At 58.4% G+C, this 13,240-nt stretch carries 14 protein-coding genes; 6 read left to right on the top strand and 8 right to left on the bottom strand.

Features of this window, described 5'->3' with window-relative positions:
• The first annotated feature begins 195 nt into the window (after positions 1–195).
• Genes ACA047_RS14980 through ACA047_RS14970 form a run of 3 tightly spaced genes read left to right on the top strand, consistent with a single transcriptional unit; the run spans position 196 to position 3,205 of the window.
• Positions 196–1,578: an MFS transporter gene (locus ACA047_RS14980; protein ID WP_497350472.1), complete on the top strand. Its 1,383-nt coding sequence runs from the start codon at positions 196–198 to the stop codon at positions 1,576–1,578.
• Positions 1,575–2,315 (top strand): SDR family oxidoreductase, encoded by a 741-nt coding sequence (locus ACA047_RS14975; protein WP_497350470.1) that lies wholly within the window; start codon positions 1,575–1,577, stop codon positions 2,313–2,315. Before ACA047_RS14980 ends, ACA047_RS14975 begins: the two co-directional genes overlap by 4 nt.
• 41 nt (positions 2,316–2,356) lie before the next feature.
• Positions 2,357–3,205 carry an ureidoglycolate lyase gene (locus tag ACA047_RS14970; RefSeq protein ID WP_497350468.1) on the top strand — a complete coding sequence of 283 codons (849 nt, stop codon included), beginning with the start codon at positions 2,357–2,359 and terminating at the stop codon, positions 3,203–3,205.
• Here ACA047_RS14970 and ACA047_RS14965 read toward each other — a convergent pair.
• Entirely contained in the window at positions 3,152–3,670 is a 519-nt protein-coding gene (locus tag ACA047_RS14965; protein ID WP_497350466.1) for a MarR family winged helix-turn-helix transcriptional regulator, read from the bottom strand. The two genes, ACA047_RS14970 and ACA047_RS14965, sit on opposite strands and share 54 nt — an antisense overlap.
• Positions 3,671–3,692: 22 nt before the next feature.
• Here ACA047_RS14965 and ACA047_RS14960 point away from each other — a divergent pair, with 22 nt between their 5' ends.
• Positions 3,693–4,202, top strand: a complete 510-nt coding sequence (locus tag ACA047_RS14960) for an FAD-dependent oxidoreductase (RefSeq protein WP_497350464.1) — start codon at positions 3,693–3,695, stop codon at positions 4,200–4,202.
• An 82-nt stretch (positions 4,203–4,284) separates the two neighbouring features.
• Positions 4,285–5,364, top strand: a complete 1,080-nt coding sequence (locus ACA047_RS14955; protein WP_497360362.1) for an FAD-dependent monooxygenase — start codon at positions 4,285–4,287, stop codon at positions 5,362–5,364.
• A 149-nt stretch (positions 5,365–5,513) separates the two neighbouring features.
• Here ACA047_RS14955 and ACA047_RS14950 read toward each other — a convergent pair whose 3' ends face one another.
• Both ACA047_RS14950 and ACA047_RS14945 read right to left on the bottom strand, forming a co-directional pair.
• Complete coding sequence (locus tag ACA047_RS14950) at positions 5,514–5,891, bottom strand: c-type cytochrome (RefSeq protein WP_497350462.1); 378 nt, start codon at positions 5,889–5,891, stop codon at positions 5,514–5,516.
• A gap of 167 nt (positions 5,892–6,058) precedes the next feature.
• Positions 6,059–6,868 carry an isocitrate lyase/PEP mutase family protein gene (locus ACA047_RS14945; protein ID WP_497350460.1) on the bottom strand — a complete coding sequence of 270 codons (810 nt, stop codon included), beginning with the start codon at positions 6,866–6,868 and terminating at the stop codon, positions 6,059–6,061.
• Positions 6,869–7,080: 212 nt separating this feature from the next.
• Between ACA047_RS14945 and ACA047_RS14940 the strand changes: the two genes are divergently transcribed.
• Positions 7,081–7,428, top strand: coding sequence for a GFA family protein (locus ACA047_RS14940; RefSeq protein ID WP_497350458.1), 348 nt, complete (start codon positions 7,081–7,083; stop codon positions 7,426–7,428).
• 206 nt (positions 7,429–7,634) lie between these two features.
• Here the strand turns inward: ACA047_RS14940 and ACA047_RS14935 are convergent, their stop codons facing one another.
• The 5 genes from ACA047_RS14935 to ACA047_RS14915 are packed head-to-tail and all read right to left on the bottom strand — an operon-like array spanning position 7,635 to position 13,230.
• Positions 7,635–8,906 (bottom strand): TIGR02270 family protein, encoded by a 1,272-nt coding sequence (locus ACA047_RS14935; RefSeq protein WP_497350456.1) that lies wholly within the window; start codon positions 8,904–8,906, stop codon positions 7,635–7,637.
• Positions 8,907–8,939: 33 nt separating this feature from the next.
• Positions 8,940–9,866, bottom strand: a complete 927-nt coding sequence (locus ACA047_RS14930; protein ID WP_497350454.1) for a beta propeller repeat protein — start codon at positions 9,864–9,866, stop codon at positions 8,940–8,942.
• Positions 9,867–9,890: 24 nt separating this feature from the next.
• Positions 9,891–11,081: a PAAR-like domain-containing protein gene (locus ACA047_RS14925; protein WP_497350452.1), complete on the bottom strand. Its 1,191-nt coding sequence runs from the start codon at positions 11,079–11,081 to the stop codon at positions 9,891–9,893.
• On the bottom strand, positions 11,081–12,121 hold the full coding sequence (locus ACA047_RS14920) for a hypothetical protein (protein ID WP_497360360.1): 1,041 nt from the start codon (positions 12,119–12,121) through the stop codon (positions 11,081–11,083). The genes ACA047_RS14925 and ACA047_RS14920 overlap by 1 nt, the downstream gene beginning before the upstream one ends.
• A complete protein-coding gene (locus ACA047_RS14915; protein WP_497350450.1) occupies positions 12,118–13,230 on the bottom strand; it encodes a DUF2169 family type VI secretion system accessory protein in 1,113 nt (370 codons plus the stop codon). Before ACA047_RS14915 ends, ACA047_RS14920 begins: the two co-directional genes overlap by 4 nt.
• Positions 13,231–13,240: the final 10 nt, after the last annotated feature.

Raw genomic sequence — 13,240 nt, 5'->3', positions numbered from 1 at the left:
CGATAACGGATCGTTATCGGTTAATCAAGAAATGCCATTGGGAAAGAATCGATTCGCGACAGTAGAGTAAGGACCAGCTTCCGGACACAGTTTCATCGCCTGTGGCGGCCGCAGCGCTGCCGGATGAATTGCTCATTCGGCGTGACCCATTCGATAAAAACAATCAGGCATGTCCACATGCCCAGGGGTTACCTCATGCAAACCATATCTGAGCATTTGCCCGCGCAGGCACAGGCCAGCGAACTCGATTTTGAAGACAGGACCTACCGCAAGGTCATCTGGCGCATCCTGCCCGTTCTGCTCCTGTGTTACATGGCCGCGTACCTTGACCGGGTGAATATTGGTTTCGCCAAGCTCGACATGCTCAACGAGCTGCAATTTAGCAACACCGTGTATGCCTTGGGCGCCAGTATGTTTTTCTGGGGCTATTTCCTGTTCGAAGTACCCAGCAACCTATTGCTGCATCGCTTTGGCGCACGGTTCTGGATTGCCCGGATCATGCTGACCTGGGCGGCGATCTCCATGGCCGTGGCCTACACCGTGCCCTTGGCGGGTTTCTTCCATATCGAATCGAGCAGCATGTTCTACGTGCTGCGTTTCCTGTTGGGTATCTGTGAAGCCGGCTTTTTCCCCGGGGTGATTTTGTACCTCAACTACTGGTTTCCGACCCATCGGCAAAGCCGGGTGATGTCTGGGTTTCTGATGGCCTTGCCGATCAGTTTGACCTTGGGCGGGATACTTTCCGGTTGGCTGATGAACAGCATGCAAGGCGTACATGGCCTGTCCGGCTGGCAATGGATGCTGATCATCGAGGGCATTCCTTCGATCATCATGGCCTTTGTGGTAATCGTCTGCCTGGCCGACAACATCGACAAAGCCAAATGGCTTTCCGTTGCCGAAAAAGCCCTGCTCAAGGCCAATCTGCATACCGATAACCAGGGCAAGGCTTCACGCTTGAGCGAAGTGTTTTTCAACCCGCGGGTGTGGCTGCTGGTGCTGATCCTGCTAACCTTCAACACCGGTTTTTACGGCCTGGCTTTCTGGATGCCCTCGATCATCAAGAGCACCGGTATCACCAACAGCTTGCACATTGGCTTGCTGACCGCCATTCCCTACTCGGTGGCGCTCGTGGCGATGCTGCTCAACGCACGACACTCCAACCGCACCGGTGAGCGGCGCTTGCACGCGGCCATTCCTGCCTTTATCGGTGGTGTCGGCCTGATGCTCAGTGCTTTCTTCGCCGACAACATTGTGTTGTCCGTGTTCTTTCTCAGTGTCGCCGCTTCGGGGATTCTCAGCCTGATGCCGATTTTCTGGACCCTGCCGGGTACCGTACTGTCAGGCGTCGCCGCCGCAGCCGGCATTGGCATGATCAACGCCATTGGCAACTTGTCGGGCTTCACCGGTTCGATGATCACCGCCGTGGCGGAAAACCTCACGGGCAACATCAACAACGGCACCTATGTATTGGCCCTGTGTCTGTTCGTCAGCGCCGGGTTGATCCTGGCGATTCCCGCATCGATGCTCGGCAGGATACCCAAAAACGCAACCATGACAGCGAAGCTGGAGACCGCATGAACCTGCAGAACAAACGGGTACTGGTCACGGCGGCGGGGCAGGGCATCGGCATGGCCAGCGCCATCGCCTTTGCCCGGGCCGGTGCACAGGTGTTCGCCAGTGACATCGAGACTCGCGCCCTGGTGGGCATCGAAGGGATCACCGCCATTACGTTGGACGTCACGTCGACCAGTAACATCAGCGCGGCGTGTGAACGTATTGGCGGGCTGGACGTGCTGTTCAACTGCGCAGGTTATGTGCACAGCGGCAACATTCTCGAGTGCGACGAAGCCGCGTGGGCGCGTTCGATGGACATCAATGTCACGTCCATGTACCGGATGATCCGCGCGTTTTTGCCGGGCATGCTGGAGCGTGGCGGCGGCTCAATCATCAACATGTCGTCGGTGGCCTCGAGCATCAAAGGTGTGCCCAACCGTTTCGCCTATGCTGCCAGCAAGGCGGCGGTGGTGGGCTTGACCAAAGCCGTCGCCATCGACTTTGTCAGTCAAGGCATCCGCTGCAACGCGATATGCCCAGGTACCGTGGAGTCTCCATCGCTGCGTCAGCGCATTGCCGCCCAGGCTGCGCAACAGGGCGTCGATGAAGCACAGGTCTACCGGCAATTCATCGAGCGCCAGCCCATGGGCCGTATTGGCAGCACCGAAGAGATCGCACAGTTGGCGTTGTATCTGGGTAGCGATGCATCGGCCTACACCACCGGCAGTGTGCATGTCATCGATGGTGGCATGAGTATCTGAATCCCGCCGATTTTCACTTTGAGTTTGAGCAGGAGAACGTCATGAAACTGTTGCGTTACGGCGAAAAAGGTTCTGAGAAGCCCGGCCTGTTGGATACCGATAGTCAGATCCGCGACCTGTCGGGTCATGTGCCGGACATTGCAGGGCAAGCCTTGAGTCCGGCCAGCCTGGCAGCGATCGCCGCCATCGATCCGCGCAGCCTGCCGGTCGTTGCCGGCCAGCCACGAATTGGCGCCTGCGTCGGGCAGGTCGGCAAATTTATCTGCATCGGCCTGAACTACGCCGACCATGCCGCCGAGTCAAACATGGACGTGCCCAAGGAGCCGATCATCTTTAACAAATGGACCAGTGCCATCTGTGGGCCGAACGACGATATTCAGATCCCGCGCGGCTCGCTCAAGACCGACTGGGAGGTCGAACTGGGCGTTGTTATCGGTAAAGGCGGGCGCTACATCGATGAAGCAAACGCCATGGAGCATGTCGCCGGCTATTGCGTCATTAACGATGTGTCAGAGCGCGAATGGCAATTGGAACGCGGCGGCACTTGGGACAAAGGCAAAGGCTTCGACACCTTCGGCCCCATTGGGCCGTGGCTGGTGACTCAAGATGAAATCGCTGATCCGCACACGCTGGATCTATGGCTGGAAGTCGACGGGCATCGCTATCAAAAAGGCAATACTCGGACACTGATCTTCAGTGTGCCGCAACTGATTGCCTACCTGAGCCGTTGCATGAGCCTACAACCCGGCGATGTTATTTCGACCGGGACGCCCCCCGGCGTGGGCCTGGGCATCAAACCCCAGCCTGTCTTCCTGCGCCCGGGCCAGACCATGCGTTTAGGGATCTCGGGATTGGGTGAGCAGCGCCAGATGACGGTGCAAGCGGACTGAATAGGCGCCCGTGTGGAGCGCTAAATCCTGTTCGTCCCAAGTGGCGAAAATCGATAGGCCAATCCTTATCTGCGCTTCATCGAGACGATCAGTCATCGCCTTGCCCGGCTTGGTGACCACAGACTCGCGGACTCGGCGGTCGGTCGCGATTTGCTGGCGATCGATCAACCCAAGGCTTTCCAGCTTCGAAACCTGACGACTGACGGTGGTATAGTCGCGGTCCACGCGGTCGGCCAACTCGACAACGCCGATGGGGCCGAGACGCTCTACTAAAACCAGCAGCGGGAAAAGTGCCCGGTCGAGGGATATCCCAGCTTCCCGAACCATGGCCTCGTCCCGCTGAGGGCGGTTCATGATTCCGACGATTTCAAGCAGCGCTGCGTTAAGCTCCCGGAGCTGAACAGTAATATGTGCATTCTGCACTTTTTTGTTGGCGCGTTTTTTCCTTTGCGTAAATATGTGCATGCTGCATGTATCTGGGGGCGATATGAAAGAGCAATTTGCAGTCGATGTGTTAATTTGCGGCGCGGGAGCTGCCGGTCTGACGCTGGCGATTGACCTGGCGCGCAGGGGCATTTCCTTTCGCCTGATCGAGAAAGCGGATCAGCCGTTCCAAGGATCGCGTGGCAAGGGTGTTCAGCCTAGAACTCAGGAAATATTCGAGGATATAGGCATTCTCGATCGAATCGTTGCCGCCGGAGGTGCTTACCCGCCCGAGCGGCGTTATCGCGCCGACGGCAGCTACACCGATTCTGATGTGATGGAGCATCAGGATCCTACACCGGCCGAGCCCTATCATCTGCCCCTGATGGTGCCGCAATTTATCACTGAGGGTGTTATGCGAGAGCGGCTGCTCGAACTGGGGCAATGGCCAGAGTTCGGTTGCGAGTTGGTCGGTTTTGAGCAAGACGAGGAGGCTGTTGCTGTCCATCTGCTGGGCAAGACCGGCGCAGAGACGCTTCGCGTGCGTTGGCTCGTAGGGGCCGAGGCTGTGTAAAAACGTTTTTCAGCGCGATTGGAGCCCAGTGTTGGACTGAAAATCGCGCTTCTACGCAAAATCCAGATCGGCTGAGCAGCCGATAGTTTTCAGATTTCGCATAGATGCGCAAACTTCAATTATGACGAAGCGTTTTTACACACTCTGGGCCGATGGCGGTCGCAGTTTTGTGCGGCGTACGCTTGGTATCGGATTCCCGGGCAAAACCCTTGGCACTCGCGCTGTCGTGGCCGATGTTGTGATACACGGCCTGTCACGTGATTATTGGCACCGCTTTGGCGATGGTGACACGGCACGGCAAATCTTTCTGTGCCCGCTGGCCGGAACCGAAATGTTTCAGATACAGGGTCCGATCCCGCTCGAAGGCGATATCGACCTTTGCGCCGAAGGCCTGACGGCATTGGTGGCCGAGCGCGCTGGACGCAGTGATATTCACGTCCAATCGGTTTCCTGGGCATCGGCCTACGCCATGAATGCGCGGCTGGCTGATCGTTTCCGCGAGGGCCGAATTTTTCTCGTCGGGGACGCCGCGCATACTCACCCTCCGACGGGTGCTCAGGGCCTCAATACCAGCGTGCAGGATGCCTACAATCTGGGCTGGAAGCTGGCGGCCGTCGTTAATGGAGCACCTGAGGGGCTGCTTGATAGTTATGAACAAGAACGACGGCCGATCGCCGCGTCGGTGCTCGGCCTGGCGACCCAGCTTCTTGACGCCCAGAAGCGCGGTGAAATGCGCCGTGGCCGCGAAGTGCACCAACTTGATATCGGCTATACCGATTCCACTCTCGCGCTTGGAGATCCAGATCGAACCGCCAGCGTGTTAGCAGGCGACCGAGCTCCAGATGCGCCGATTCAGGGGGCGGCGGGCCACTCGACACGGCTCTTCAATTTGTACCAAGGAACCCATTGGACATTGCTGGGTTATGGGCAGGAGCGCGGTGCTATAAAGCCTCGTCCGGGACTGCACATCCATACCTTTGGCCCGGGCGGCGACATAATCGATGATCAGGGTTACCTAAACGACGCCTACGAAGCTGCTATCGATGATTGGGTATTAGTGCGTCCTGACGGCTACATCGGTGCGATCATCACCCCTAAGCATCTCGAGGCCTTGGAAGACTATCTCGAGAGCGTAGGGCTCAGTGTGTTTAATCCGAGATAGTTCATTAGCGATGTGCCCCAGTATGAAGGGAATTCAGCGAAGAGCCACTGATCATGTCTAATGATCTCATCAGCTCTTCGCTGAATAATTTGTTTGTAACCAACCCCGGAATGTCTCTTAGATTTCTGGGCCCACCGTTCATCTCAAACTCATCGTTTTTTTGAAATTACACCACTCATGTATTGATTTAAATCGCGCAGGTCCTTAACCCTCCAAGCGTACGGCGATAGCTTTACACCATTCTCTTGCAAAGTTCTTGGAATCAAGTCTCCATTGGGTCGAAGTATTATCGATGATACAATAACGCCCGGATAATCATTTAGCCGCTTTTTGAAAGCGGCTGTTGTAAGATTAGGTGTAGGGGGATTGCTTTTATTAGCCAATGGCCCTGTTCCTTTGATATCTATTCCGTGGCACATGGCACATCTCTGTAGATAGAGATTTTCCCCATTGACATTATCCGCCAAGGACAGTGATGTTTGAATTAGCGATAAAATTCCTAGCGAAGCGATGAACAATATTTTCATTTACATGTGGCCTTGTTATATAAATCAGATCTGAATCGAGGGCAAACCCCGGAGGGGCCGCTGCAACACTATGCCGAAGTGATAACCCTGAAACCGGTGTAAACCTATTTCAGAACTAGACACCTTCTGTTCAGACTGGCGCTTGGCCTCGTCCAGGGGAACAGGTATTACTCGGTTTTCGCCGCCATCAAGGCGTTCAATTCGCCGTAGGTATGGGCTTTCAAGGTGTGGGTATCGAGTTGGCCGTTGTCCAGGAAGCTGCGGACCAATGCCCCCATGGCACCGTGCAAAAACTCGGCGATGCTGGAGCCCGCACTGAGTCGTCTAACGCCCAGGCGCTTCAATTCGTCGGGGGAGGGCAGCCCGTCCCGGGACAGCAGGTTGACCGGCAGTTTGGTGTCCCGGCAGATGGCGGCAATTTCGTTCGAATCGACCACGCCTGCGGCAAACAGACCATCCGCCCCGACGCTGGCATACAGTGCGGTGCGTTTCAGGAGTTCCTCCAGACGTTGTTCGGCGGGGAACAGGTTTTTCAGGTAGACGTCGGTCCGTACGTTGATGAACAGCTTGACGCCCGCCTGGTTCGCCACCTTTCTCGCGACGTCGATCTTGCGAACAAGCAGCTCTGGAGAGCCCAGGCCGTCTTCGATGTTGATCCCGACCGCCCCGGCGGCGATGACGGCGTTGATCACCTGGCCGACCTGCTCCAGGTCATCCGAGTAGCCGCCTTCGATATCCACCGTGAGCGGTACGCTGAGCACCCGTGCCATCGACTGGACGGTGGTGCTCAGCAGGTCGAGAGGCAGCTTGTTGCCATCCTGATAACCATGGGACCAGGCCATGGCCGCGCTGCTGGTCGCCACGGCCTTGCCGCCCAGGCGTTCGACGATGCGCGCACCGCCCGCATCGGCCACATTGGCCAAGACCAGTAGTCCATTCTGATGCAGGCTGTGAAAGGTGTTATCCAGTGCGGTCATGGCAATTCAACTCCGTTGAAAGTTATGTTTTTAATGACAAGGGGCGGCGTCGTTACTGGTTATGCAAAATATCCAGGAAAACCGGCTCGGAGGGAAGCCAGCATTGATTCCATCTGGCTGGCTGGCGAGCCTATGCCGTCCTGCTGCAAAAAATGAATTGGAGTAGTCTTGCAAATAATCGCTGATGTCAGAAGCCATTTAGGAGGATAAAGATGACTCGCTATCAGGGCAGTTGCCATTGCGGCGCAGTGCAATTCTGCATCGAAGCTGAGATCAACGAACTGATTGCTTGCGACTGCACGCTTTGCCGCAAAAAGAACGCGCTGATGGCTACCGTCAGCTACGCCGCTCTTAAGATCCTTCGGGGCCGGAAATGGCTGAGCCTGTATCAGTGGAACACGGGAAAGGCCGAGCACTATTTCTGCTCAAAGTGTGGGATCTATACCTTCAACAGACGGCGCATCAACTCTGATCTGTACAGCGTCAACGCCTACTGTCTGGACGGTCTCGACTTGACGACGTTACCCGTGCGGCACGTTGCCGGGAAAAATCGGTCATGATCATCCGCTCCGCAATGAAGTATTACCCAAAAAATAAAGTGGCAGGCACCCCTTGGGATGCTGAAACATCACATCCAGGTAAACGTCGACCATAACATTACATAACGCTTTTCAACTCTACCGATGACAGCTGATTGTTGAAGACCATGGCGGCGTTTTGCGTTGTAGAACATCTCGATGTAATCGAACACATCGCTAGAGGATGCCTAAACCATCGGACCTCGAACCGATTCCACTGGCCCCCCCAGCAACCTCTTTTGCCGCCAGGCCTGTGCGCTGGTGGGGAAAAGTACTTCGCTCGGCCGAAAGCGGGCGAGACCGCAGGTGGCGGCAACGCGCTGGCGTTGCTGGCCTTGGGCAAGCGCTTGCTGAAAACTGCGTTCGCTCTGCGGCAACCCTAGCATATAGCCGATGCCCACCTGGAAATCACCTCCATGGACCTGCCACCAGGCTGCGATTGACTGCGGGTCGGGCCAGGGCAGATTCTCATCGGGGTCCATGACCACATTGGAATCTTCAGGGTCGTCGTTCGGGCCTGCGTCGAAATCCGGCAGGGCCTGCAATTCCAGATCGAGCAGCGCCAGGTCAGCGCCGGTAATCAGGCTGAAGGCTTCGCCGGCGACCCGGGCATAGGGCAGGTCGCTCATCTGCTGGATCAGCCACGGCACGCTGACCGGATCACCCAGCAGCCCAAGGGCCTGGATACCGATGCGCCGCTGCTCGGGGTTCTGTACCAATTGCCGTATCCAGGCGATGCTGGGTTCGCGCTTTTGCCAGGCCAATAACACACAGAGTGAGCGGTATTGGAACTCGCCCGGTTGCTCGGCGAACTGGCGTAGTGGCTCCAGGGCTTGCTCATCGCCCATCTGTGCGGTGGCCCAGTTGGCCCAGAAGCACGTGGCGGCATCCTTATGCAGGCGGTGGGCACGAATCGCCGACAGCAGGTCACGCCGGCGCAGTTCGCCAGCAGTACGGGCGGCCCGTGCCAGCACGCTTGGGTCGGCATCGGAAAGTCCGGTAAGCAGGGCGGCACCAGGGTCCTGCCGATGCATACCGCAGGCAGCCAGGCCGAGGCGGCGGAACAGGGGCTCGGGGGACGCGAGCATGCGGTCGATCCAGGGTGATACCCGCTCCCAGTCGAGCCAACCCAAGGCCATCAGATAACCGCGTTCCGTTTCCGGCGCACCTCGCAAGTGTTCGCTGAGGCGCGACAACACCTGCGTGTTACCCGCCTCGAAGGCCAGCACCACACTGGCGAACATCTCGCCGATAGCGTCTGGGCCGAGCTGGGCCAGCAGGGTTTCCAGGCCTCTTGATTCGGCTATACGCAGGCCGTCGAGATGAGCGTCGATGCGCTCGTCCAGTTTGCCGAGCTCGTCCAGGTCATAGTGGGGCGCGCGCAATGCGTAGTCGCGCAGGATGGCGAGGAAGCCGGCTTCTTCGGCGTGCAGGTCAAGGACAACGGGCAGTGTGTTCATCAGCCACTGATCCTGATGCATGGGCAGACCGGGTCAGTCAATTTGCAAACACCGCTTCCAGTTCGAACCATCGAATTCCATGACATCCTTGGGCCCGATGGACCACATGATCCCGTCGGCCGCACTCAGGTGATAACAGGTGCGCGGAACGTCATCGCCGAAATCGACGGGCGTGAGCTTGCCGTCCTCGAGCCGATAGACGAAATGCGTGGATGACACGTACAGCTGCCCTTCGAACACCTCCATGCCCCAGAGGTCTTCCCGGGTGCTTTCATGCTCGATCACTTCCCATTGATCATCGCGTCCCCGGAGCAAGGTCCCGAGCTGGCCGCAGGCGTAGGCAAAACCGTCCGGTGCGCAGCGAACCTTGTAGAGCGCCAGGTTGGTCGGGCTGTTCTGCTGGGTGAAGACGGAGCCGTCATATTTCCAGATTTCACCTTCCCAACCGACCGCATAAATTTCCTGTTCGTTGAACCCATCGATGGATTCAAAGCTCGTGTCGGTGATCGGGGTGTCACCGACCTGGGCGCTCTGGTCGATGCATCTCCACTGATCTTCGCCATCGCGAACATAGGCCTGCCGGCAGGTTCCCACGGCATAGGCTCGACCTTTGGCGATACCACGTACTTCACGAAGAGGGCCGCGCTTGGTCGGGTCTACGCCGCAGCTTGCGATGGGAGCCTCTTCTTTCACAGCGCCGCCACCACTGGCTCGTACCGATCCATCGGTGCCGAGCACCAGATAACGTTCAGCGGGCACATGGCAGACGGTTCCGGAACAGGCAAGCCATTGCACTGTGCCGGCGCCCCAGGTTCCACGATCCAGAGTGAACAGTATCGAACCCGTGTAGCCTTCGCTGATAGCAGCGTCGTGCGTAGCAATCAAATAGCTGAGGTCCGAGTAGCGAACGATTCCGGTACCAATGCTGAGTCCGCTGAACCGTGGATCTCGAGTGTCCATGTTGGTCTTCCTTATGTCAGTAAATTAACGGCCTGACTCGCTAGCGAACATCTCGGCCACAGCCTCGCCTCGCTGCTGTGGATCGCTGGTCATGGACGCGCTGGCATTGATCGGTTTCTCCTCGCCAGGGTCCTTTGCCTTGTCGTGATACTTGTTCAACTGGGCTTCCAGACATTCCGGAGAACAGTCGGAGTCAGGGAAGGTTTTCCTGGCCGCTTTGGCTCCTGTCGCTGTGGCCTTGGATCTTGGCCACTCACCTTTTGCATCGGCCTCGCGCAAGGCTACCACCCCACGCCGGGTATGCATTTGGCCATGGGTGGCGGTGGTCTGATTGGGTCCCTCGACGCACATCACCGGGGCCTTGTCGGTCTTGTATTGGCTCCAGCCGGCTTTCGTCGGGTGCTTGTTTCGGGGCTGGCCTGCAAACGCCGGCCCGTCGGTAAAGGACGCTGAGTCGATGAGGTGGTCTCCGGTTTGTCCCGGGCAACATCTGTTGGGCTTGAACGGGGCGAGAAAACAGCGCATTGCCTTTTGGCAAGGGTCGTCGTTGAGGGTCTTCGCCAAGGACGAATACTCGCCTTGGACTTCGGCGTGTGCAGCCAGATAGGCCGGATTGTCTTTGAACCCATCGCCTGCCGCGTCTTTGGCGGTTTTCCTGGCTTTGGTAGCGGTTTGTAGCTTGCTGATGTCCGGGCAGATCATTTTCTGACTGGTGTCCCCGCAAGTATCTTTCGCCCGCTTTTTTTCTCCTTCGCATTGGGCCAGATCCTCGGCGAGTGCCATTCGGTCGGCATAGGTCCAGGGCACGGTATTGCCAGGTTGGGAGGCATGATTGTGGGTGGTCAGGTCCATGTGTCGGACGACGTTCTTGCCTTCGTACTTCACGTCCATTGACCAAGAAGTGAAATACACCTTGCCCTTGTTCTTGCTGGTGATGATTCCCTTTTTCGGCGCATTTCCAGCCTCGTCCCCATAGCTGGTCTTGAAATGGCTCTTGTCCTTGAGCATCACTTCCTTGCCACTGATCTTCACCGTCCGACTGCCCTTGGTCGTGTCCTTGGCCATGCCGGTATTGGGGTAGGGGATGGGCACACCCAGCGGGGTAGGCGGGGCCTGGGGTGGGGTGAAGCAGACATCCGGAAAGCAGGCGATCGACTTGCCGTCGGCGGCTTTGCAGGAAATTTCCATATTGTTGGCAAAGACTTCGTTGGCCATCAGGCAGCCCTCACGGTCTGGTAGCTGAGCAGCACGGCGGCGCGTTGGCCGGCGTCGTTGCCCAGATGGCAGAAAATGTTTGGCCCTTCGCCATAGCCCTTGCGGCTGGCGGCCAGTGCCACGGCGAGCATCACCGGGCCGATGGCGGCGCCGACTTCGCCGATGCAGTCGGCCGGGTGCCAGAGATGGAAGAACTCCTTGCGTACCCGCAGGCTGCGGCTCAGGGCCAGGGAGGCTTCCTTGAAGTAGTACTGTTCGCCGGAAATATCCGTCAGACGATAATCCATCTGCTCCAACCCGCAGCCGGCTTCGCCCAGGGCCGCGCGTACGGCCTGGGTCAGGCCTTCGGCGCGTAGCGGGATGTCTTCAGCCTCCACGGTGGCCGGTTCCAGGCCGAAACCCAGGCCGATGCAGGTCAATTGCGGCTTTTCGCTGGCAACGGGGGCGGCCAGCACCACGGCGGCTGCACCTTCGCCGGGGATAAAGCCGTTGGAGTTCTGACTGGTGAGCAGGCGTTCGCGTGCTTCGAAGACGGTCAGGGTCGGCCCGCTAAGGAAAGAGTCGACGCCGGCAATCAGCACGTGGCGATGCCCCCCCTGGTAGATCAGCGTGCGCGCGTCGAGCAGGGCCACGGCCGCGCTGACCCGGCCCCGGGCGATGATGTAAGAGTCAGGATGAAAACGCAGGCCCAGTTCGGCTTCGATAGCGAGCAACAGCCCCTTGTCAAGGCCGGCGAGGCGACCGGGCCGCTCGGCTTCCGCCAGCCCCAGCAGCAGCGGGGTCTTTGCCGGGTCGACACCGGGGGTGCTCTGCAGTGCCTCGGCGATGGCGCGGGTGGCCATCTTGATCAGCTTGGTGCGGCCGCGCCAAGGCTGTTCCAAAGGCACGCTGGCAGCGATCAGCCATTCGCCGCCGCGGTCGATAAAGCGAGTTTCCTGGAAGTTGTCGATGGCACAGCGGATCGCCGCGCAGCTCGCTGGTGCGCTGAGGCCGACAGCGCTGATCATTCCCGAGCCGATGATGCAAAGAGCCGTCATCAGTGGGTTTCCTCAGGAGCGCGTTTGGCTTTTACCAGGGCGCCGAGCGAGGGGTAATAATCCTTGCCCAATTCACGGGCACGCCACCAGCCCGTGGACATGGTACCGACCAGCACCTGAGCAATCTCGAACACGTTACGCCGTAGCGGACGGGAGACACGCCAGGTCAACTGCACCTGACGAGCGTCTGTGTCAATCAGCAGAGTATCGATCACCGCCTGCACCGTCTCATGACCACCTTTTTTCAGGAAGAAGGTCACCGGCACATCCATTTCGGGAATGCGAAAGCCTGCGCGTTCTTGGGAGGTGAGGTTGAGCAACAGCACATCCTCGCCACCACGCAGGTATTCGACTTGCTGGTCGTCAGCGGCTGCTTGAAAGTAGCGGTTGTCGAAATCCCCTGGCAAAAACGGAAAGCAGTCGGCCAGCCAGGCATCGTCGTAAGTACCGGCGAAGCGGGCGCGTTGCGGCCAGCTACGGCCGATGGGACCGAGGGCCATGGGGCGAAAGTCGCCTGAGGGGCTGTCGATCGGCTTGCCCAGTTGCTCGGTGTTCGGCATTGGCTTGCCGACGATTTCAGCACTGTCGATGCTGCCTGGGTACCAGCCGCAACCGCTCGGGTTGTCTGGGTAGCAATGACGCATTTCGGGGGTGTTCACTATGGGATGAGAGCCGCCGAAGGCCTGGGCATAAGAGATGTTCTGTTCGGTAAAAGGCTGCGCTAAGCCGCAAGAAACACCCAAGAGCCCCTGTTGCCATTGCCTCGGGCCGAGGACGGAAAAAGCCTTGCTTACCCGACCGACGCGAATACCTGCGGTCAGCTGTGTCACGGGCCGCCCGCCTGGTGCATAGGCCTTGCCACACACCAGCACGTCGCAGAATGGCTTGACTGGGGCAAAGTCCATTTCCTGCAGCGGGGCGCTGAGGCCCGGCGCCCCGAGAAAGGTGTCGGCCATCAGTAGCGGTTGCTGGATGTCAGCGAGCGTCGCGGCTCGGCCGTCCAGAGGCAGATTGAAAGTGCCTTTGGCCACCACGACCAGGGATTCGCGGCCGTCGCGCGCCATACCCATGGTATAGGCAGCAAGCAGTTTGCTGGCGTTGAGCAGTTCCATAGTCCGACTA

The sequence above is a fragment of the Pseudomonas sp. LBUM1664 genome (assembly GCF_059695895.1).
This window is presented reverse-complemented; position numbering and strand designations above follow the sequence as displayed.